The 20,987-nt window shown below is 71.0% G+C and carries 20 protein-coding genes; 14 read left to right on the top strand and 6 right to left on the bottom strand.

The features are described from left to right. The 6 genes from GPA04_RS12540 to GPA04_RS12515 all read left to right on the top strand — a co-directional run bounded on the left by GPA04_RS12540 (position 1) and on the right by GPA04_RS12515 (position 5,065). On the top strand, positions 1 to 894 hold the full coding sequence (locus GPA04_RS12540) for a F0F1 ATP synthase subunit gamma (protein WP_156224521.1): 894 nt from the start codon (positions 1 to 3) through the stop codon (positions 892 to 894). A 26-nt stretch (positions 895 to 920) separates the two neighbouring features. Beyond that, on the top strand, positions 921 to 2,393 hold the full coding sequence (atpD, locus tag GPA04_RS12535) for a F0F1 ATP synthase subunit beta (protein ID WP_156224520.1): 1,473 nt from the start codon (positions 921 to 923) through the stop codon (positions 2,391 to 2,393). A gap of 1 nt (position 2,394) precedes the next feature. Continuing rightward, positions 2,395 to 2,670: a F0F1 ATP synthase subunit epsilon gene (locus tag GPA04_RS12530; RefSeq protein ID WP_156224519.1), complete on the top strand. Its 276-nt coding sequence runs from the start codon at positions 2,395 to 2,397 to the stop codon at positions 2,668 to 2,670. A 4-nt stretch (positions 2,671 to 2,674) separates the two neighbouring features. Continuing rightward, positions 2,675 to 3,088 (top strand): DUF2550 family protein, encoded by a 414-nt coding sequence (locus GPA04_RS12525; protein WP_156224518.1) that lies wholly within the window; start codon positions 2,675 to 2,677, stop codon positions 3,086 to 3,088. A gap of 61 nt (positions 3,089 to 3,149) precedes the next feature. Then, positions 3,150 to 3,851 carry an endonuclease NucS gene (gene nucS / locus GPA04_RS12520; RefSeq protein WP_156224517.1) on the top strand — a complete coding sequence of 234 codons (702 nt, stop codon included), beginning with the start codon at positions 3,150 to 3,152 and terminating at the stop codon, positions 3,849 to 3,851. Beyond that, on the top strand, positions 3,851 to 5,065 hold the full coding sequence (locus GPA04_RS12515; RefSeq protein ID WP_156224516.1) for an N-acetylglucosamine-6-phosphate deacetylase: 1,215 nt from the start codon (positions 3,851 to 3,853) through the stop codon (positions 5,063 to 5,065). The genes nucS and GPA04_RS12515 overlap by 1 nt, the downstream gene beginning before the upstream one ends. Here the strand turns inward: GPA04_RS12515 and aroE are convergent. Genes aroE through GPA04_RS12495 form a run of 4 tightly spaced genes read right to left on the bottom strand, consistent with a single transcriptional unit; the run spans position 5,056 to position 9,032 of the window. Further along, a complete protein-coding gene (gene aroE, locus GPA04_RS12510) occupies positions 5,056 to 5,913 on the bottom strand; it encodes a shikimate dehydrogenase (RefSeq protein ID WP_156224515.1) in 858 nt (285 codons plus the stop codon). The two genes, GPA04_RS12515 and aroE, sit on opposite strands and share 10 nt — an antisense overlap. 1 nt (position 5,914) lies before the next feature. Beyond that, positions 5,915 to 6,688, bottom strand: coding sequence for an enoyl-CoA hydratase/isomerase family protein (locus GPA04_RS12505; RefSeq protein WP_156224514.1), 774 nt, complete (start codon positions 6,686 to 6,688; stop codon positions 5,915 to 5,917). Beyond that, positions 6,685 to 8,256: an acyl CoA:acetate/3-ketoacid CoA transferase gene (locus GPA04_RS12500; protein WP_156224513.1), complete on the bottom strand. Its 1,572-nt coding sequence runs from the start codon at positions 8,254 to 8,256 to the stop codon at positions 6,685 to 6,687. Before GPA04_RS12500 ends, GPA04_RS12505 begins: the two co-directional genes overlap by 4 nt. Continuing rightward, entirely contained in the window at positions 8,253 to 9,032 is a 780-nt protein-coding gene (locus GPA04_RS12495) for an SDR family NAD(P)-dependent oxidoreductase (protein WP_162458601.1), read from the bottom strand. Before GPA04_RS12495 ends, GPA04_RS12500 begins: the two co-directional genes overlap by 4 nt. 54 nt (positions 9,033 to 9,086) lie before the next feature. Between GPA04_RS12495 and GPA04_RS12490 the strand changes: the two genes are divergently transcribed. The 3 genes from GPA04_RS12490 to GPA04_RS12480 all read left to right on the top strand — a co-directional run bounded on the left by GPA04_RS12490 (position 9,087) and on the right by GPA04_RS12480 (position 12,127). Next, on the top strand, positions 9,087 to 10,055 hold the full coding sequence (locus GPA04_RS12490; protein ID WP_162458600.1) for an amidohydrolase family protein: 969 nt from the start codon (positions 9,087 to 9,089) through the stop codon (positions 10,053 to 10,055). Between the two features lie 105 nt (positions 10,056 to 10,160). Then, positions 10,161 to 11,315: a Gfo/Idh/MocA family protein gene (locus tag GPA04_RS12485; protein WP_156224510.1), complete on the top strand. Its 1,155-nt coding sequence runs from the start codon at positions 10,161 to 10,163 to the stop codon at positions 11,313 to 11,315. Further along, positions 11,312 to 12,127, top strand: coding sequence for a sugar phosphate isomerase/epimerase family protein (locus GPA04_RS12480; RefSeq protein ID WP_156224509.1), 816 nt, complete (start codon positions 11,312 to 11,314; stop codon positions 12,125 to 12,127). The genes GPA04_RS12485 and GPA04_RS12480 overlap by 4 nt, the downstream gene beginning before the upstream one ends. An 11-nt stretch (positions 12,128 to 12,138) precedes the next feature. Here the strand turns inward: GPA04_RS12480 and GPA04_RS12475 are convergent, their stop codons facing one another. After that, positions 12,139 to 13,170 carry a LacI family DNA-binding transcriptional regulator gene (locus GPA04_RS12475; protein ID WP_162458599.1) on the bottom strand — a complete coding sequence of 344 codons (1,032 nt, stop codon included), beginning with the start codon at positions 13,168 to 13,170 and terminating at the stop codon, positions 12,139 to 12,141. Positions 13,171 to 13,406: 236 nt separating this feature from the next. Here GPA04_RS12475 and GPA04_RS12470 point away from each other — a divergent pair, with 236 nt between their 5' ends. Genes GPA04_RS12470 through GPA04_RS12450 form a run of 5 tightly spaced genes read left to right on the top strand, consistent with a single transcriptional unit; the run spans position 13,407 to position 18,231 of the window. Continuing rightward, entirely contained in the window at positions 13,407 to 14,666 is a 1,260-nt protein-coding gene (locus tag GPA04_RS12470; protein WP_156224506.1) for an amino acid ABC transporter substrate-binding protein, read from the top strand. A gap of 7 nt (positions 14,667 to 14,673) precedes the next feature. After that, positions 14,674 to 15,561: a branched-chain amino acid ABC transporter permease gene (locus tag GPA04_RS12465; protein ID WP_156224504.1), complete on the top strand. Its 888-nt coding sequence runs from the start codon at positions 14,674 to 14,676 to the stop codon at positions 15,559 to 15,561. Next, positions 15,545 to 16,702: a branched-chain amino acid ABC transporter permease gene (locus GPA04_RS12460; RefSeq protein ID WP_241680763.1), complete on the top strand. Its 1,158-nt coding sequence runs from the start codon at positions 15,545 to 15,547 to the stop codon at positions 16,700 to 16,702. The genes GPA04_RS12465 and GPA04_RS12460 overlap by 17 nt, the downstream gene beginning before the upstream one ends. After that, positions 16,695 to 17,444 carry an ABC transporter ATP-binding protein gene (locus tag GPA04_RS12455; RefSeq protein ID WP_156224502.1) on the top strand — a complete coding sequence of 250 codons (750 nt, stop codon included), beginning with the start codon at positions 16,695 to 16,697 and terminating at the stop codon, positions 17,442 to 17,444. Before GPA04_RS12460 ends, GPA04_RS12455 begins: the two co-directional genes overlap by 8 nt. Before the next feature lie 13 nt (positions 17,445 to 17,457). Continuing rightward, the gene (locus GPA04_RS12450) at positions 17,458 to 18,231 is read left to right on the top strand and encodes an ABC transporter ATP-binding protein (protein ID WP_156224500.1); all 774 of its coding nucleotides are present in this window, start codon (positions 17,458 to 17,460) and stop codon (positions 18,229 to 18,231) included. Here GPA04_RS12450 and GPA04_RS12445 read toward each other — a convergent pair. Further along, the gene (locus tag GPA04_RS12445) at positions 18,224 to 20,953 is read right to left on the bottom strand and encodes a glycoside hydrolase family 3 N-terminal domain-containing protein (protein WP_156224498.1); all 2,730 of its coding nucleotides are present in this window, start codon (positions 20,951 to 20,953) and stop codon (positions 18,224 to 18,226) included. The genes GPA04_RS12450 and GPA04_RS12445 overlap by 8 nt on opposite strands. Positions 20,954 to 20,987 lie beyond the last annotated feature (34 nt).

Here is a 20,987-nt window from a genome sequence, read left to right as displayed (position 1 = left end):
ATGGGTGGCCAGCAGCGCGTCTACAACCAGAAGATCCGGTCCACGGAGACTCTGAAGAAGATGTTCCGCGCCATGGAGCTGATCGCCGCCTCGCGCATCAGCAAGGCGCGTGAGCGCGCCGGACAGGCAGCGCCGTACACGCGAGCGATCACGCGTGCGGTCTCGGCCGTGGCGACCCACAGCAACGTCGAGCACCGGCTGACGACCGAGCGCACCGACACCAACCGCGTGGCGATGCTTGTCGTGACGGCCGACCGCGGCCAGGCCGGCGCGTACTCGGCGACCGTGCTCCGCGAGGCGGAGCGGCTGCGGGACGTGCTGCGCGCGGACGGCAAGGAGGTCGCGCTCTACGTCGCCGGTCGTCGTGGTGTCAGCTTCTACACCTTCCGCAACGTGGAGATGGTGCAGACCTGGACCGGAGACTCCGACAACCCCAAGGTCGGGGTCGCCGACGACATCGCCGACACCCTGCTGCACGCCTTCGGCGCCCCGCCGGAGGAAGGCGGTGTGGCCGAGCTGCACGTCGTCTACACCCGCTTCCGCAGCATGGTCTCCCAGGAGCCTCGGGTGATCCGGATGCTGCCGCTCGAGGTCGTCGAGGGTGTCGCCGAGCCCGGCGAGGGCCTGCTGCCGCTGTACGAGTTCGAGCCCGGCGAGGTCGAGGTGCTCAACGCGCTGCTGCCCCGGTACATCCGGAGCCGGATCTTCAACGCGCTGCTGCAGTCCGCGGCCTCCGAGCTCGCGGCTCGACAGCGTGCGATGCGCGCGGCCGTCGACAACGCCGAGGACCTCATCCGCATGTACACCCGACTCAAGAACACCGCGCGCCAGGCGGAGATCACGCAGGAGATCAGTGAGATCGTCTCCGGCGCGGACGCCCTGGCTGCCAGCTGAGCCCCACCGAACGAGGACAGGACACCATGACCGCCACCGTCAGCCCCGACGTCACCGAGCAGGAGAAGAAGCCTGCTGTCGGCCGCATCGCCCGCGTGATCGGCCCCGTCGTCGACATCGAGTTCCCGCCCGACGAGCTCCCCGAGATCTACAACGCCCTCAAGACCACGGTCAGGCTCGGCGACCTGGGCGACGAGGGCACCGAGATGACCCTCGAGGTCGAGCAGCACCTCGGTGACAACATCGTCCGCGCGATCGCGCTCAAGCCCACCGACGGCCTGGTCCGCGGCGCCGAGGTGCGCGACACCGGCGGCCCGATCACGGTGCCCGTCGGCGACGTGACCAAGGGCAAGGTCTTCAACGTCATCGGTGACGTGCTCAACCTCGCTGAGGGCGAGACCCTCGAGGTGACCGAGCGCTGGCCGATCCACCGCAAGGCCCCCGCCTTCGACCAGCTCGAGTCGAAGACCGAGATGTTCGAGACCGGCATCAAGGTCATCGACCTCCTCACCCCGTACGTGCAGGGTGGCAAGATCGGCCTGTTCGGCGGCGCCGGCGTCGGCAAGACCGTCCTGATCCAGGAGATGATCCAGCGCGTCGCCCAGGACCACGGTGGTGTGTCCGTGTTCGCCGGTGTCGGCGAGCGCACCCGTGAGGGCAACGACCTCATCGCGGAGATGGAGGAGGCCGGCGTCTTCGACAAGACCGCGCTGGTCTTCGGCCAGATGGACGAGCCGCCGGGCACGCGTCTGCGCGTCGCGCTGTCGGCGTTGACGATGGCGGAGTACTTCCGCGACGTCCAGAAGCAGGACGTGCTGCTGTTCATCGACAACATCTTCCGCTTCACGCAGGCCGGTTCCGAGGTCTCCACGCTGCTGGGCCGGATGCCCTCCGCGGTGGGTTACCAGCCGAACCTCGCCGACGAGATGGGTCAGCTCCAGGAGCGCATCACCTCGACCCGCGGTCACTCGATCACCTCGCTGCAGGCGATCTACGTCCCCGCCGACGACTACACCGACCCGGCCCCGGCCACGACGTTCGCGCACCTGGACGCGACCACGAACCTGTCGCGTGACATCGCCTCGCGTGGTCTGTACCCGGCGGTCGACCCGCTGGCCTCGACGTCCCGCATCCTCGACCCGCGCTACGTCGGTGAGGACCACTACCGCGTGGCCAACCTCGTGAAGTCGATCCTGCAGAAGAACAAGGAGCTGCAGGACATCATCGCGATCCTGGGCGTCGACGAGCTGTCCGAAGAGGACAAGATCACCGTCAACCGCGCCCGTCGCATCGAGCAGTTCCTGTCGCAGAACACCTACATGGCGGAGAAGTTCACGAGCGTGCCCGGCTCCACCGTGCCGCTGTCGGAGACGATCGAGGCGTTCGACAAGATCGCCAGCGGCGAGTACGACCACGTGACCGAGCGCGCCTTCTTCAACATCGGTGGCCTCGAGGACCTCGAGCGCAACTGGGACAAGATCCAGAAGGAGCTGGGCTGAGGTGCCGCTGAACGTCGAGGTCGTCGCGCCCGACCGCGTCCTCTGGGAGGGCGAGGCCACGTCCGTCAGCGCGCCCGCTGCGGATGGCTCGATGGGTGTGCTGGCGGGCCACCAGCCCGTGCTGTCGGTGCTGCGCCCCGGACGCGTGGTGGTCACGCCCGTCCAGGGCGAGTCGGTCGAGCTGGAGGTCGACGGCGGCTTCTTCTCGGTCGACCACGACCAGGTCACGATCGTCCTCGACGCCTCGGCTGCGGCCGCGCTGGACTCAGTCGGCTGAATCGATGCGCGACGCGGTCATCATCCTCGTGGTGGTCGCGCTGCTCGCACTCGCCCTGGTGCTGGTGTTCCTGTGGCGGCTGCGCTCGATCGCGGCGCGCGTGGGATCGTTCCAGTGCGCCCTGCACGCCGGCAGCCGCTGGCTCCCGGGCATCGCGACCTACACGCGCGAGGCCCTCGTCTGGTACGACGTGGTGTCGCTGTCGCGGCGGCCGCGACACACCTGGGACCGCGAGGAGCTGGTGATCCTCGAGCGCACCGTGCGGCAGGACCCGCACCGCGACGCTCTCGTGGTCGAGGCGCGCTGCCTTCACGACTCGCAGCCGCTCCAGATCGCTGCGGCGCCGGCGGCGTTCGAGGGCCTGGCCGCCTGGCTCGAGTCTGCGCCGCCGGGCGCGCGCAACAACCGCGTCATCTGACCTCTCGCTGCCGGGCCTTCGGTGACCGATGCGGCGTCGGGGGCAGTAGCATCGAGCACCGATGCGTATCGTCGTTGCGGACTGCTCGGTCGACTACTCCGGTCGGCTCAGCGCTCACCTCCCTCTCGCCCGCCGGGTCCTGCTGGTCAAGGCTGACGGCTCGGTCCTCGTGCACTCCGACGGCGGCTCGTACAAGCCGCTGAACTGGATGTCGCCCCCGTGCCGGCTGGCCGAGTCGGCACCGGACAGCGAGCAGCTGGCGGCCGGCGTCACCGCCGTCTGGACGGTGCAGCACGCGAAGAGCGACGACCGCCTGGTGGTGCAGCTGCACGAGGTGCACGCCGACACCAGCCACGACCTCGGCGTCGATCCCGGTCTGGTCAAGGACGGCGTGGAGGCCCACCTGCAGAAGCTGCTCGCCGAGCAGGTCGAGCTGCTCGGCAGCGGCCACACGCTCGTCCGCCGCGAGTACCCGACCCCGATCGGGCCGGTCGACATCCTCGCGCGCGGGCCGGTGTCCACCGCCGGCCACATCGCCGTCGAGATCAAGCGGCGCGGCGACATCGACGGCGTGGAGCAGCTGACCCGGTATCTCGACCTGCTCAACCGCGACCCGCTGCTGGCCCCGGTGCGGGGCGTGTTCGCCGCACAGGAGATCAAGCCGCAGGCGCGGGTGCTCGCGACCGACCGGGGCATCCGGTGCCTGGTGCTGGACTACGACGCCATGCGCGGTGTCGATGACGTGGACTCGAGGTTGTTCTGATGACGCAGACCGTCCGTGGTGCCGTGGTCACCCCTGAAGCCGTCGTCTCCGACGGCGTCGTCGTCGTCGACGACGACGGCGTGATCGCCTGGGTGGGCGACGCCGCCTCGGCGGTCGCGGCCGGCTGGGGCGACGCCGTGGCGGCTGTCCCCGCGGCCCCCGAGCGTCTGGTGCTGCCCGGCCTCGTCGACCTGCACAACCACGGCGGGGGCGGCGCGTCCCTCCCCGACGCGAGGAGTCTGGACGAGGTGCGCACCGCCGTCGCCGAGCACGGCGCTCATGGCACCCGGCATGTGGTGGCCTCGCTCGTCACCGCCTCGCCCGAGGTGCTGCGGGAGCGGGTCGCACTGCTGGCCGAGGCCGCTGACGAGGGTCGGATCGCCGGCATCCACCTGGAGGGCCCGTTCCTGTCGACGGTCCGGTGCGGCGCCCAGGACCCCGACCTGATCATCGACGGCGACGCCGCACTGACCCGTGAGCTCCTCGCGATCGGACGCGGTCACGTGGCCACCATGACGGTGGCGCCCGAGACGCCTGGCCTGCTCGGTCCGGGCGGCGTGCTCGAGGCACTGGTCGAGGGCGGCGCGCTGCCCTCCTGGGGCCACACCGATGCGGACGCGACCACGATGCGCACCGCGGTCGAGGCCGGTGTCGCCGCGCTGGCGGCGCACGGCGAGGCCGCCCGCTCCGCGCGCGCCACGGTGACCCACCTGTGCAACGGCATGCCGCCGATGCACCACCGCGCCCCAGGCCCGGTGCCGACGGCTCTCGCCATGGCGGCGCAGGGCCAGCTCGTCGTCGAGCTCGTGGGCGACGGCACCCACCTGGCACCCGAGTTCGTGCGCGAGGTGTTCGAGCTCGTCGGGGCGGCGAACGTCGCGCTCGTCACGGACGCGATGGCGGCGGCCGGGATGCCGGACGGCCTCTACCAGCTCGGGACCCAGCGGGTCAGTGTCGACGACGGGGTGGCACGGCTCGCCGACGGCGGTTCCATCGCGGGCGGCACCGCGCACCTGCTCGACGTGGTGCGGACCACCGTGGCCGCCGGCGTGCCGCTGCACGACGCGGTGCGCTCGGCGTCGCTGGTGCCGGCCGAGGTGATCGGGCACCGCGGCGTCGGCCGGGCGTTCGGGGCGATCCGCGCCGGGTACCAGGCGGACCTCGTGCTGACCGACCTCGACCTGCGGCCGTGGGGTGATGGCGGTCAGGGCTGAGCGTGGGGATCGGCGAACAACGGCTCGGCGGCCTCACGCATGACGTCCGTGGGATCGGGTGAACCCGTCCAGCGCTGAAAGGTCACGGCGGCCTGCGTGACCAGCATCTGCTCGCCGTTGAGGCAGCGGAGCCCAGCCGCACGCGCCTGCTCCAGCAGCACGGTGGTGCGGGGGACGTAGACGACGTCGTAGACCGCGGCCCCCTGCCCGATCAGCGTGACGTCGACGACCGGGCCAGGGCTCAGCATCCCGACGCTCGTCGCGTTGACGACCAGCTCGGCCTCGGCGAGGTGGCTCGCGAGGACCGGGTCGTCCAGAGCGATCGCCGCAGTCTCGGTCCCGGAGGCGAGCTCCGCCACCAGGTCAGCGGCTGCAGCGCCCGAGCGTCCGACGACGGCGAGATGCTGCGGTCGTTGCTGCGCCAGCCCGTAGATCGCGGATCGGGCGGCGCCGCCGGTGCCGACGACGACGACGCGGCGGTCCGTAGGTGGGCCGCCCAACAGCTGCTCGGCACCCGCCAGGAAGCCGACCACATCGGTGTTGAAGCCGACGAGGCGCCCGTCGTCGGTGACCTCGACGCAGTTGAGCGCCCCGATCGCCAGCGCACCCGGCTCGATCTCGTCGAGCATGGGCATGATCGCGCGCTTGTGCGGAGCGGTGATCTGGAACCCGAACCAGTGCTCGTCCCGCGCGCGCGTCACCTCGGCGGCGAGCTCGTCGGCCCCGATGTCCCGCAGCACGTACGTTCCCGGGATCCCGAAGGCGGCGAAGGCCGCGTTGTGCATGGCCGGGGAGTGGGCTCGTCTCAGCGGCGTACCGAGCAGGGCTGCGAGTCGCGTGCTCGTCACCTCAGCGCCCCGTGAACCGCGGCGTGCGCTTGTCCTTGAAGGCGCGGGCACCCTCCAGCATGTCCTCGCTGGCGAAGACGTCCTCGGACGCGTCCAGCTCCAGCGCCATGCCCTCGTCGAGGGGGCGGTCCACCGAGGCATCGAGCAGCCTCTTGGCGTGCCTGACCGCGCGAGGGCCGCGGGCAGCGATCTCATCGGCGAGCGCTCGCGCCGCGGTGAGCGCCTCACCGCTGGGCACCACTCGGTTGACGAGTCCGATCTGTTCGGCGCGCTCGGCGCTGATCAGCTCACCGAGCAGGATCATCTCCTTGGCGCGGCCGAGGCCGATCACGCGTGCGAGCCGCTGGGTCCCGCCGCTTCCCGGCACGACACCGAGCCGCAGCTCGGGCAGCCCGAGCCGGGAGTGCTCGCTGGCGACGCGCAGGTCGCACGAGAGGGCGAGCTCGAGTCCGCCGCCGAGGGCGTGGCCCTCGATCGCGGCGATCACGGGGACCGCCAGCAGGGCGAGCTGCCGGTAGACCAGCTTCTCCAGGAGCAGCTTGCCCTCGGCACCCTGCCCGTGCAGGTCCTCGAACTCGGTGATGTCGGAACCGGCGCAGAAGGTGCGGTCGCCCGCGCTGGAGAGCACGACCACCCGGGCATCGCCGTGCTGCTCGATCTTCGTGAGGGCCTCGCGCAGCTGCAGGGTCAGCGCACGGCTGACCAGGTTCATCGGCGGCGCCTCCAGCCGCACCTCGCAGCGTCGGCCGAGGGTGAGCGAGACGAGCTCGGTCATGTGGTCGCCTCCCGGGCGAAGTCCGCAGCCAGCCCCATCCGTCCCGACCGGAAGACGCGCGGGTCGATCCGCTTCAGGTCAGGTGACACGTGCGGCTGGAACCCCATCTGGGCGATGACGTCGCTCTCGAGGTCGACGCCGTCGGCGATCTCGGTGAGCACCAGTCCTTCCTCACCGAGCACGAACACGGCGCGCTCGGTGATGTAGGTGACGTGCTGGCCCTTCTCGCGGGCGCGGGCGGCGCTGAAGCTGATCTGCCGGACCCGGGGGACCAGCTTCTGCTGGCTGCCCTCCTGCTCGATCTGCAGCGTGCCCTCGACCACGCGTGTGCGCAGCCCGCGCGCCGTGAGGCTGCCGACGAAGTTGAGGCGCCCGGTGCGGTTGGCGATGTTGATGAAGCCTCCCGGGCCGCGCGGGCGGTCGTCGAACTCGTGCACGTTGACGTTGCCCTCGGCGTCGATCTCGGCGAAGGAGAGGCTCGCGATGTCGAGCCCGCCGCCGTCGTAGAAGTCGAACATCGAGGGCTGCTCGAGCATCGCCTGGAAGTTGACGCCGGCACCGCCGTCAGGGCCGCCGGCCGGGGCACCGCCGAAGATGCCCTGCTCCACCGTGAGCGTGAGGTCGCCGGTGATCCCCTCGGTGGCCGCGATCTCGCCGATCAGCTGGCTGACGCCGTAGCCGAGGTTGCAGATGTCACCGCGCTGGAACTCCAGCAGCGAGCGTCGCGCGATGATCTCCCGCATCCCGACCTCGCCGGCGACAGCTGTGGCGGCGGGGTCGGGTCGCCTGAGCTGTCCGGCGTAGTAGGGGGAGTAGGTCGTCGCATAGGTCTGGGACTGGAACGGCTCGACCATGACGAAGTCCACGAGCGCACCGGGGATGCGCACGTCCCGCGGCTTCAGGCTGTGTCGTTGGGCGAGGCGGGCCACCTGCGCGATGACCAGCCCGCCGTTGTTGTGAGCGGCCATCGCCAGCGCCAGCGAGTCGCCGTGGACCGCCTCGTCCTCCATCGTGAGGTTGCCGTCCTCGTCGGCGGTGCTCGCCCTGATCACGGCCACGTCGATCGGGAGCGCCGGGAAGAACAGCCACTCCCGACCGGCGAGCTCGACGACCTCGACGAGCTCCGTCGTCGTGACGGAGTTCTGCCGGCCGCCGGTCTGGCGCGGGTCGACATAGGTGCCCAGGCCGACGTCGGTGACCAGGCCCGGGCGGCCGGCCGCCATCTCACGGCACAGCGCCGACAGCACGCCCTGGGGGAAGGAGTACGCCTCGATCTCGCCGGCGCGCACCATGGCACCGAGCCGAGGCTCGTTGCCGATGTTGCTCGTGATCGTGCGCGCGTGCAGGCCGGGAAGAGCGAGCTGGGACATGCCCACCTCGGCGAAGTCACCGATGCCGACCACGCGTACGGTCGTGAGCCCGCGTGGGGCACCGACCTCGGCGAAGGTCTCGGCGAGGCTGTCGATGAACGCTTGCGGGACGGCGTGCCCGGCACCGGAGCCTCCGATCCAGAGGGCGTCGCCGTCCTGGACGAGCTCGACGGCCTCGCGGCGCGAGACGACCCTCATGGCATCAGCCCGCCGGCGTTGGGGCACAGGGTCTGGCCGAGGAAGAGCGCCGAGTCGTCCGAGAGCAGGAACACCACGGCGTCGGCGACCTCCTCGGGCTCGGCGAACCGGCCCAGCGGGAGCTCCGACATGCGCTTGCGGCCGGTCTCGCCCTCCATCACGGTCCGGCCCATGTCCGTGTTCATGACACCGGGGGAGACGGCGTTCGCGCGGATGCCCTGCTGGCCGAACTCGCGGGAGATCGACTTCACGAGCGCGATCGTGCCCGCCTTGGCGGAGGCGTAGTGGGCGACTCCCGGCCAGCCGACCTGGCCGAGGCGTGAGGCGATGTTGACGATCGAGCCGCCGCCACGCTCGAGCATGACCGGGATCGCGGCCTGGCTGGCGTAGAACGCACCGGTGAGGTCGGTGCGGAGCACGTCGTCCCACTGCTCGGCCGTGATCTCCAGGAACGGGTGCTCGGGCATCACTCCGGCGTTGTTGACGAGGCCGTCCAGATGCCCGAAGGTCTCGACCGCCCACGCGACGGCGCCGACGACGTCCTGCTGGTCGCGCACGTCGAGCGGGCGCGTCTGGCAGCCGACCCCGAGCTCGCGGACCGCTGCCGCGGTCTCCCGAGCGCCCTGCTCGCTGGTGTGGAAGGTGAGGGCGACGTCGCCGCCCGCTCGTGCCACGGCCAGGGCCACCGCGCTGCCGAGCCCCGTGCCGCCGCCCGTGACGAGCACGACCTTGCCGTCGAGCCGGCGGGAGGTGGTCACGGCGCCTGAGAGAGTCATCGTCATCGATCCAATTTCCAGGAAGCGCTTTCAATTCGGGTAGAGTCCCATGGCGTGAGCGAAGACGCAAGTGGAACCGCCTCGCGGGGCGCGGTGATCGACGCGCACGCCCACCTGCTGCCAGCCCCGCTGCTCGCGAGCGGCGGCCCGAGCGGGCTGCCGCTGCCCGGCTTCCCACCGGTGCTCAGCGACGTCACCGCACGGCTACGCCGCATGGACGAGGGTGGCATCGACCGGCAAGTGGTCTCGCCGTGGATCGAGCTGGCTCCCAACGGCCTGTCCCCCGAGCGGGCCGAGCGTCACATCCGTCGCGTCAACGATGCCCTGGCGGAGGTCGTGGGCAGACATCCGGACCGGCTGGTGGGCATGGCGATGGTCCCGCAGCACACCGGGGAGCAGGCTGCGGGGGAGCTGCTGCGAGCGGTGACCGAGCTGGGCATGTGTGGTGCGCTGCTGACGACCTCGGGGATCGGGCTGCCGCTCGCCGACCCCGCGATGGAGCCGTTCTGGGCCGCGGCCGAGCGGCTGAGCGCTGTGCTGATGCCACATCCACGGCACCCCGTGGAGGTCGCACGGACCCGTGCGCAGCACATCGGCGACCTGGTGGGGACGCCGGTCGAGGGGACGCTGGCGGTCGTGTCGCTGCTGCGCGCAGGGGTGCTGGACCGGCATTCCGACCTGCGCATCTGCGTGGTGCACGGTGGTGGGGCGTTACCGATCCTGGCGGGACGGGTCGAGGCGCTGTGGGACCACTCGGGGGCTGAGGGTGGCGCGCGGCCGCTCGAGCTGCTCGGGCGGCTGTACTTCGACACCCTGACGCACGACGACCGGGCGCTGGCCTTCCTCGCGGATCTCGTCGGTGCGGATCGCCTCCTGCTGGGCACCGACTTCCCGTTCGCGACCGGCGACCCGCGTGCGGTCGAGCGGGTGGAGCGACTCGCGAGCGGCCGGCCGGATGTTCGCCAGGCCGTTCTCGGACAGACGCTCGCCGGGCTCCTGGGGCAGGTCCGGCACGACCTCTGACGAGTAGCGCCCGGGTCCCGTTCTTGACACCGCCGGTCGACGCTGATAGAAAGCGCTTTCAGATCGGCAGGGCGATCGCCCGCACCGCACACAGAGGAGTGAGCGATGAACGATGTCCGACTCGGCGTGATCATGAACGGGGTCACGGGGCGCATGGGCACCCGGCAGCACCTCGAGCGATCGATCGTCTCGATCCGGGACGCCGGAGGTCTGTCGCTGCCCGACGGGCGCAGGATCGTCGTCGACCCGATCCTGGTCGGACGGAACGAGGCCAAGGTGTCCGCGCTCGCCGAGCGGTTCGGCATCGAGCGATGGACCACCGACCTGGAGCAGGCGCTCGCGAACCCTGACGACAGCATCTACTTCGACTCCCAGACCACCGACCGTCGGTTCCACGACGTCGCTCGAGCGATCGAGGCCGGCAAGCACATCTTCTGCGAGAAGCCGACGGCGACCTCGCTCGCCGATGCGCTGCAGCTGGCACGGCTGGCCAAGGATGCCGGCGTGAAGGCGGGCGTGGTGCAGGACAAGCTCTTCCTGCCGGGCGTCATCAAGCTGAAGCGGCTGCTCGAGGGTGGCTTCTTCGGAGATCTCGTCAGCTTGCGGCTGAACTTCGGGTACTGGGTCTTCGAGGGCGACTGGCAGCCGATCAACCGACCCTCGTGGAACTCGCGCAAGGAGGACGGCGGCGGCCTGATCCTCGACATGTACCCGCACTGGCAGTACGTGCTGGGGCACCTGCTCGGACCCGTCCGCTCGGTCCTGTGCCACGCCCAGGTCCACATCCCGCGACGATGGGACGAGGCCGGCAACGCCTACACCGCGACCGCCGAGGACGCGGCCTACGGGATGTTCCGGTTCGACGACCCGGTGTTCGCCCAGTTCACGACCTCGTGGGTGACCCGGCCCTACCGCGACGAGATCGCCGAGTGGCAGCTCGACGGCACGAACGGCAGCGCGATCGCCGGCTTGCGCGAGTGCCGGGTGCAGTCGCGCGGAACCACCCCGATGCCGGTGTGGAACCCGGACATCCCGAACCCGATCGACTTCCGGGCCGGCTGGGCGCAGGTCCCGGACAACGCCACCTTCGACAACGCGTTCCGGATCCAGTGGGAGATGTTCCTGGCGCACGTCGTGGACGACGCCAACCCGCACCCGTGGGACCTTCTGGAGGGTGCCCGAGGCGTCCAGCTGGCCGAGGCCGCGCAGCAGTCGGTGGACGAGCGCCGATGGATCGACATCCCTGAGCTGACGCTGTGAGCACCCCACGGCTGGAGCGGCTGAGCATCAACCAGATCACCGTGCGTGACTGGTCCCTGGCGCAGGCGGCCGAGGGGCTCGCGCGGCACGGCATCGGCGGCATCGGCGTCTGGCCGGAAAGGGTCGAGGAGCTCGGCCTGCAACGCAGCGTCGCGCTGCTGCGCGATCACGACCTGCACGTCTCGAGCGTGTGCCGGGCCGGCTTCTTCACGGCGCAGCCCGATCCGAGCAGGGTCTCGGACGCCAACCGCCGCGCCATCGAGATCACGCGAGCCGTCGGCGGTGACTGCCTGTACATCGTCTGCGGCCCGCTGGCACAGGACAACGACCTGGCCGGTGCCCGCGCCATGGCGCTCGACGGGCTCGCCGCCATGGCCGTCGAGGCCGAGGTGGCGGGCGTCGCGCTCGCGCTCGAGCCGCTGCACCCGATGATGACGGCGGATCGTTGCGTGGTCGTCACGCTCGCCCAGGCGCTGGACATGGTGGACGCCGTCGGCTCACCGGCGGTCGGGGTCGCCGTCGACTCCTACAACGTCTGGTGGGATCCCCAGCTGCCTGCCTCGCTCGAACGAGCGGGCGCACGGGTCATCAGCTACCAGATCTGCGACTGGTTGGTGCCGCAGCCGCACCCGGTGTTCGGTCGTGGTATCCCCGGGGACGGCGTCATCGATCTCGCGGCTCTGACCCGCCAGGTCGACTCCGTCGGCTACCAGGGCCCGATCGAGGTCGAGATCTTCAACGAGGACGTGTGGTCGCGGGACGCGGACGAGGTGATCTCCCTGATCCGCGACCGGTTCCCGAGCGTGAGCTGATCATGTGCGCGTCAGGCCGGCGGAGCCGCGGTGCTGTCTCGCAGCATCACCACGCCCTCGAACGCGACCGAGCGCCGCACGGCCGGGTCGGGCGACAGGGCGAGCTCGACGGCCTGCTGGCCGACCTGCTCGAGGGGCAGCCGCACCGTGGTCAGGCTGGGCGTGATGTCGGACGCCACCGGGACGTCGCCGAAGCCGGCGACGGAGATCTCGCCCGGGACCGCGATGCCCAGCCGCTGAAAGCCTGCGACGAGACCGACGGCGACGACGTCGAACGAGCCGAACACGCAGGTCGGTCGGTGCTTCGCCTCGGCCAGCTGTGCCGCGACCGTGCCACCGCTCTCTCGCGTGGCGGCACCGTGGATCACGGCCGCGGGGTCGAGGTCGATGCCGCACTCCTCGAGCCCGCGCCGGAACCCCTTCAGCCGGTCTCGCACCGTCATGAGCTTGGCAGGGCCGGTCACGACGGCGAACTCGCGATGTCCGAGGTCGACCATGGCGTGCGCGAGGCTGCGCGCGCCCTCCTGGTTGCCGACGATGATGCTGTGCCCCGCGTCCTGCCGGCCCAGCGTCACGACCACACCGCCGGTCCCTTCGTAACGCTGCAGCTCCTCGCGGATCGGGTCTGCCGCGGACCGGTTCGTGAACCCGCTGCCGGCGAGGATGATCGCGCGTGGTCGCTGCGCCCTCAGCAGCGCCAGGTAACGGGCCTCCTGCTGCGGGTCGCGGTAGGTCGAGACGATGGTCACCAGCATGCCGTGCTGCTCGGCCGCCGCGACCACAGCTCCCGCGATCAGGGCGAAGTAGGCATCGCGGATGTCGTGGACGACCAGCGCGATCGTGGAGGACTGCGAGCCCGCCAGAGCGCGCGCGTGCAGGTTGGGCTCGTACCCGAGCTCGGCGGCGCTGGCCAGGACCCGTTCGCGAGCCTCGCCCCGGCCCCGGTAGGCGCCCGCGGAGCTGAGCACGCGCGAGGCGGTCGCCAGCGAGACGCCGGCGTGCTCGGCGACGTCGATCAGCCGGACGGCTGCACGTCGACTCATCGGGACCTCCCTACGGTGACCGCTGCACATCGTAATGGTCAGGAAGCGCTTCCAGAGCCGGTCTCGACGGCTCGCCGGGGCCGGTCCGCCGCTGTCGTCGAACTTTCGCGGTGCGACGCCGAATCGTTACCAGATCTGCGGCGGGTGTCGTTGCTGATGTCTTGCGTTGCCGAAGAACGCTCACTACTGTATTGAAAGCGCTTTCGAGCGCTTCCGTCACCAATGGAGGAGATCGGATGTCGACAAAGAGGTGGACACAAGCGGGTGCGGTGGCAGCCGTCGCGGCGTTGCTGCTGGCCGCGTGCGGCAACGGTGATGGCGGCGGTGGCGGGGGCACCGACGGTGGCGGCGGCGGCGGCGGAGACGGCGACACGGACGACCCGATCGTCATCGGGGTCTCGCTGCCGCTGACCGGCGACTTCGCCGAACCTGGCAAGGGCGTCCAGCGCGGCTACGAGACCTGGGTCGAGATGGTCAACGCCAACGGCGGGCTGCTGGGCCGGCAGGTCGAGCTGATCGTGCTCGACGACGCCTCCGACCCGGCGCGCGTGGTCTCGGACTACGAGTCGCTGATCGCCCAGGAGGAGGTGGACCTGCTCTTCGGGCCGTTCTCCACCCGGCTCGTGGTGCCCGCCTCGCGTGTGGCCTCGGAGTACGGGATGTTGTTCGTGGAGCCGGCGGCCGCTGCGCCGGAGGTGTTCGAGAACGGCTTCGAGAACATCTTCTACGCCGCACCGGCCATCGCGTCGGACCACTACAACTACCTGGCCGACTACATCCTGGCGATGCCGGAGGACGAGCGGCCGCAGACGATGGCGGTCACCTCGATGGACGACCCGTTCGCCCAGGGCACCGCCTACGGTCTGCGCGACGCGCTGGTCGAGGCCGGCGTCGAGCTCGTCGTCGACGAGGTCTACCCGCCGAACGCGACCGACATGAGTGCCATCGCCGCGCAGATCGCCGACGCCGACCCCGACCTGCTGGTCGGCGGCTCGCTGTACCAGGACGCCGTCAACCTGATCCTGGCGCTGCAGCAGCTGAACTACCAGCCGCGCATGGTGGCGTTCTCGACGGCTCCGACCAACCCGGAGTTCCCGGAGGCCATCGGTGGTGCTGTGGACGGCATCCTGTCGCCCACGGGCTACTCGCTCACGGCGGACTGGCCGTCCAACGCACCCTTCATCGAGATGCACAACGAGATCCACGGGATGGACCCCCAGGAGGACGAGGCCAACGGCTACACGACCGGTCAGGTCGTCCAGGCCGCCGTCGAGGCCGTCGGGTGCGCCGAGCAGGGCGAGTGCCAGCAGCAGCTGATCGACTGGCTGCACGAGAACTCGGTCGAGGACACCGTCGTCGGCCCGCTCGGCTGGGACGAGGCCGGTCGTCCGGACGGCGCCCACATGCTCCTGCAGTACCAGGAGGGCGAGATCACGATCGTGCTCCCCGAGGACGCGGCCCAGGCCGAGCTCCTCTACCCGAAGCCGGAGTGGTGACCCTTCTGTGGTCTCAGGTGCGCTGCTCTTCCAGAGCCTGATCCTGGGCCTGCTGCTCGGAGGGCTGTACGCCCTCCTGGCAGCAGGCCTGACCCTGTACTTCGGCATCATGCGGGTGGTGATGCTCGCCCATGCGGCGTTCATCATCCTGTCCGCGTACCTGGCGTGGTGGTTCAGCTCCGTCACCGGGCTGGACCCCATGATCTCGCTGGTGGGCTCGGTCCCGCTCTTCTACGGGATCGGATACCTGCTGCACCGGTATCTGCTCTCCCGCCTGCGCCCCACCACGATGACGATGATGTCGGTGCTGCTGACCTTCGGCATCGCGCTCGCGATCGAAGGTCTGCTCGGGCTGGTGTGGACGGGCACCCAGCGGCGCATCAACCTGCCGTACGGGCCGACCAGCATCAGCTTCCTCGGGGCCCAGATCCCGGTCGTCCAGATCATCTCGTTCGGTCTGGCCGCACTCAGCCTCGGCGTGCTCTACCTGATCATGAAGCGCACGCAGTTCGGCAGGTCGCTGCGCGCCACCATCCAGCACGGCCAGGCGGCCCAGCTCGTCGGCATCGACACGACCAAGGTCGCCGGGATGGGCTTCGGGCTGGGTCTGGCGACGGCGGCGATCGGCGGCGCGGCGCTCTCGCTGCAGGCGACGATCTACCCGTCCCTGCACTGGCACTGGATCGGCCCGCTGATGGCGATCATCGTCGTCGGCGGTCTGGGCAGCATCCCCGGCGCCGCGATCGCGGCGCTGGCGCTCGGCACCATCCGGGTGCTGCTGGAGATCCCGATGGGTCCGACGTGGGCCCAGACGATCTTCTACGTCGCGCTGTTCCTCACCCTGATGCTGCGGCCGCAGGGGTTCTTCGGAGGTCGTCTTGCCCAACGATTCTGAGGTCCGGACCGCCGTCGCCCCGCCCGGCTCGACGGCGGTGGCGAGGTTGCGCTCGCTCGGCAGCGGCAGGACCGGGCCGCTGGTCGGCATCGTCGTGGTGATCGCGGTCCTGGCCACCTGGCCGCTGCTGGCCGCGAACCCCTACATGCTCAGCGCGGGGGTGATCGTGCTGAACTTCGCCGTCTTCGCCACGGCCTGGAACCTGATGGGTGGCCTGACGGGCTACGTCTCGCTCGGGCACATCGCCTTCTTCGGGCTCGGCTCCTACGGCACAGGGCTGGCCGTCATCCACCTCGGCATCAACAGCTTCGTCGCCGTCCTGCTCGCTGCGATCGTGGTGGGACTGATCTCCTTGCTCGTGGGGTGGGCTGCTCTCCGTGTGCGTGGCGCGTCCTTCGTGATCGTGACGATCGCGATCGTGCTCGTGCTGCTGCTGGTCTTCCAGAGCTGGCGGTCGGTCACGGGTGGCTCGAGCGGGCTGGTGGTCCCACGGCCGTTCCCGGACATGCTCCGCCCGGAGCACCACCGCGTCTTCTTCTACATCTTCCTCGGCCTGCTGGCCCTGGTGCTGGTCAGCTATCTCGTGGTGGACCGGTCCCGGCTGGGGCAGGCGCTGAAAGCGATCCGTGAGGACGAGGACAAGGCGCAGTCGTTGGGCATCCCGACGGCGTTGCTCAAGCTGGCGGCCTTTGGCATCTCGTGCTTCCTGACGGCGATCGCCGGTGGCGTGTACGCGCTCTGGTTCGGCGACCTCGACCCGATCTTCCAGTTCGACGTGGTGCTGAGCTCGCAGATCGCGCTGATGGCGCTGCTGGGCGGCGTGCGCTACCTGTTCGGTCCGCTCGTGGGCGCGATCATCGTCGGCTCCGCGCTCGAGTACTTCTTGCTCAACTTCGGCGAGACCCAGTTCCACCTGGTCGCCACGGGGCTGCTGCTCGTGGCCGTCGTGCTGTTCGCCCCGGACGGCGTGCTCGCGCTGGGTGCCGCGCTGATCCGGCGACTGGGCCCCAGCGCGACGTCGATCCGGGAGATGTCCGCAGCCGACGTCAGGGCGCAGCAGGACGAGCGGGCGGCAGCACGGGGTGCCGGTGCAGGCGGCTCCGTGACCGAGGAACCGAGTGAGAGGGCGTCCGATGACTGACGCGGGTGGCGCGATCGCGCTGCGGACCGAGGCGCTGTCGAAGTCCTTCGGTGGAGTGCATGCGGTGGACGACGCGACGACCGAGTTCTTCGAGGGCAAGATCAACGGGTTGATCGGTCCGAACGGCTCCGGCAAGACGACGTTCTTCAACTGCGTGACCGGCATGATCCAGCCCGACTCGGGGCGTGTGTACTACCGCGATCGCGAGATCACGCGATGGCAGCCGCACAAGGTCGCTCGCACAGGACTGGGGCGGACGTTCCAGCTGTGCCGGGTGTTCCCGAGGCTGACCGTGCTGGACAACCTGCTGGTCGCGGTTCACCCGGCGCACCCGCTGGCCTACCTCGGTCGTCCGCGCGAGCTCGCGCTCGTGGAGCGTGCGCGGGGGATCCTCGGCAGGGTCGGGCTCGAGCATCTCGAGACCGCGGAGGCGCGGGACATCTCCTACGGGCAGCAGAAGCTGCTGGAGCTGGCGGCGGCCCTGATGGCTGATCCCGAGATGGTGATGCTCGACGAGCCGGCCGGCGGCGTCAACCCGGCGCTCATCGAGCGCATCGCCGCGCTGGTGGCCGAGCTCAACGCCGAGGGGACCACGTTCCTCGTCGTGGAGCACAACATGGAGTTCATCATGAACCTGTGCCACCACGTGGTGGTGTTCGACCGTGGTCGCCCGATCGCGGCCGGGACGGCGGACCAGGTCCAGCAGGACCCGAAGGTGCTGGAGGCCTACCTTGGTGTCTGAGCAGGCAGCTGACATGCCGGGCCCGGACGGGCCGGCGGACGAGCAGGTGGTGCTCCGGCTCGACGAGGTGCAGGCCGGGTACGGCAAGGCGGCGCTGGTGCTGCGCGGGTTCTCGGTCGAGGTGCGGCGCGGGGAGATCGTCTGCCTCGTGGGGCCGAACGGCGCGGGCAAGTCCACGGTTCTCAAGGTCGCCAGCGGGTTGCTGGGCGTGCGCAGCGGGACCGTCTGGCTCAACGGTGCGGACGTGACGGGGGCGAAGCCGCAGGACCTGCTGCGGCGGGGTCTCTCGCACGTGCTGCAGGGACACTCGGTGTTCCGCGAGATGACGGTCGAGGAGAACGTCATGCTCGGCGGCTACACCGTCGACGACCGCGCCACCGTGATGGATCGGGTCGAGTTCGTGAAGAGCGTGTTCCCTGTGGTCGCCGAGCGGTGGGGCACGACGGCGGGGCTGCTCTCCGGCGGTCAGCAGAAGCAGGTCGAGTTCGCGCGGGCGCTGATGGTCCGCCCGGACGTGGTGCTCCTGGACGAGCCGTCGATGGGGCTGGACCCGAAGCGCACCGCGGGCATGTTCGAGCAGGTGTCGCGGCTTCGCGAGGCCGGCGTGGCCGTGCTGCTGGTGGAGCAGAACGCCCGCCGTGCGCTCGAGATGTCGGACATCGGGTGCGTGCTGGACCTCGGGCGGGTGTTCGTGCGGGGCCCGGCCGCCGAGCTGCTGGCCGACCCCCAGCTCGGTGATCTCTACCTGGGTGGGCGCCCGGGCGGCGACGGCGCGGCGGCTAGCTGATCGCAGCCAGCCTGGCCGGGCCGGTGAGCACCACCCGCAGCGGTCCGCGCACGCGTGGCGTGGCCCCGGTCGGGGCCGTCGTGACGTCGGTCCAGTCGTAGCGCCCCAGGCCCGCGGGCACGGCCGCGGTCGCGACGGTGCACCAGTCGCCGCCGGCGTGCTCACGGACGGCCAGCTCGACGCTCGCAGCCCCCGGTCCCGAGCGGGCGACACGCACGACCGGTCGATCGGGGAGGCCGTCGACGTCGTCGAACACGGCCCATCCAGGACCGCTGATCGCGGTTCCCCGTTCGGGCGTCTCGTCGGCGAGCACGACGCCCGCGAGGTCGTCGAACGATGCCGCCCGCAGCGGCATCCGATGCGGGACGGGGTCAGGACCCTCGAGCTCGATCTCGACGCGCAGCGGGAGCTCACGGGCGCTCGGGCCGGCGCTGAGGACGTATCGCCCCGGGTCGATCGTCATGGCGCCGCGGGCGGTGTCCCAGAACGCGAACCTCTCACGCGGGACGTGGACACGGACGCGGCGCTCCTCGCCGGGTGCCAGCACCACGCGGGCGTGACCGCCGAGCCGGTGGGGGAACCGGAACCGGTGCGCGAGCGCGTCGGTGTAGACCTGCACCACCTCGGTGGCGGTGGTTCCGCCGTCGTTGCGGATGCTCACCTCAACCGTGACGCCGGTCTCGTCCTGGTCGACGAGGTCGAGAGCGCGGTAGCCGATGCGCGAACCCGTGAGGCCGTGCCCGAAGGCGAACAGCGGGTCGGCGGCCGAGTACCAGGAGGTCGAGCGCCCGGCGACGATGTCGTAGTCGGTGAGGTCGCCCGCGTCGGCGGTGCTGCGCCACCAGGTCTGCGGGAGCCGACCCGACGGCGCGACATCTCCGGAGACGATGTCGACCACGCCGTGGCCGACCGCCTGCGAGTGGGTGGTCCAGAGCACCGTGCGGGCGTCGAGGTCGAACGCGTAGGGGTAGCTGGAGACGATCGCCAGCACGGCCCCGGGTGCGCGCTCGTGCACCGACTCCCACAGCGTGAGCTGGCTCGGCGGCAGCTCGAGCGCCGGGCGGTCCTCGGTCTCCCGGCCCAGGAGGTGCGGGTCGTTGCCGAGCGCGCACAGCACGAGGTCGGCACCGGCGGCAGCGTCGGCGACGGCGGCCGCGCCGGACCGCAGCGTGTGGCGGACGAACCGTGTCGCCTCCTGCGGCGTGGCTGCGGTCGCGACCAGCCGCTCGGCGGCGTCGAGGCGCAGCCACCGGCCGCTGCCGACGTGCTGCAGCGCCACCAGGCCGTCCTGGTCCGTGCGCTGCCGGAAGCTCTCCTGCACGACCCAGCCGTGAGGACGCTCGGCCTCCGCACGCACGATCGCGCGGTCGTCGGTGGTCCACAGCCGCTCGGTCGCCAGATCGGTGAACGTGAGCAGGCCCCAGCCCCAGTCGGTCACGCCCAGCCTCGCGGCCGCGCCGAGGCCCCCGGCCGCCGGGGCCAGGGCGCGGCCGTCGGTGGCGCCGAGGTAGCGACCGTCGGGCAGCCGCAGCGCGACGTGATCGGCACCGTCGGCGAGCCGGAGCTCGGCATCGGGCCAGCGCTGCGCGGCGGCCGCGGCGATCGAGGTCGCGACGCGTGGGACACCGGCGTACCAGTCGGGAAGCACCTTGTCGGCGAGCGGGCCCACCACGGCCACGATCGTCGGGTCTGGCCGCTCGCCGCCGCGCTCGTCCCGGAGCACGACGACGGACCGCGCGGCCACCTCTCGGGCGAGGGCGGCGTGGTCCTCGAGCAGCTCGTCGAGCTCGCGCACCGGTTCCCGCTCGGCGTCGATGCACCGGATCCGGGTCAGGAGAACCCGCCGTGCCGCGCGATCGATGTCGGCCTCCGTGACCAGCGCCTGCTCGAGGGCGTCCCGGAGAGCCGCGAGGCTGGCGCGAGGGTCGGCACCGTTGTCGGTGAAGGAGTCGATGCCGGCGAGCAACGCCGCCGCGTGGGCGTGCGCGGCATCGGGGTGGCGCGCCTGGCTCGTGACCAGGTTCGTCGGAGCGCCCGCGTCGGAGACGACGAGGATCTCCTCGGGTGCGTGGGCGCGGACGGCGTCGATGAGCTCGCCGCTGGTGTGCGCAGGGCGGCCGTTGACGAGGTTGTACGCGGGCATCACCGCTCCGGCCACACCCGCGCGCAGCGGCCCCGCGAACGCGGGTAGCTCGTACTCGTGCAGCACGCGGTCGCGCACCTGCATCGACCGCACGTCACGGTCGTGCTCGACGTTGTAGGCCAGCAGGTGCTTGAGCGTCGGCACCGTGCGCCACCGGTCCGGGTCGGCTCCGCGCAGGCCGCGCGCATAGCCGGTGGCGAGGTCGGCCACCAGGTGCGGGTCCTCGGAGAAGCCCTCCTCGTTGCGCCCCCACAGCGGGTGACGCAGCGGGTCGACCACGGGCGCCCACACGTTGAGGGAGATGCTCGGATCCGCTGCGTGCTTGGCGAGCAGCTCGTCGGCGACGGCGGCGCCCACGCGTTCGGCGAGCTCGGGGTCCCAGGTCGCCGCCAGCCCCACCGGTTGCGGGAACACCGTCGCCTCACCGAGCCACGCGACCCCGTGCAGGGCCTCGGAGCCGGTGCGGAACGCCGGCAGACCGAGGCGCTCGACGGCGGGGCTCCACTGGTGGAGCATCGCCACCTTCTCCTCGAGCGTGAGCTGGGAGAGCAGCTGGTCGGCCCTCTCGGCAGGTGTCATGGCAACCCCATCGGTTCATGGCTCGTCGGCTCAG

Source organism: Pseudactinotalea suaedae (assembly GCF_009733815.1).
GTDB classification, from domain to species: Bacteria; Actinomycetota; Actinomycetes; order Actinomycetales; family Beutenbergiaceae; genus Pseudactinotalea; species Pseudactinotalea suaedae.
Note: the sequence above shows the minus strand (reverse complement) of the source record. Positions and strands in the feature narration are given on the sequence as shown.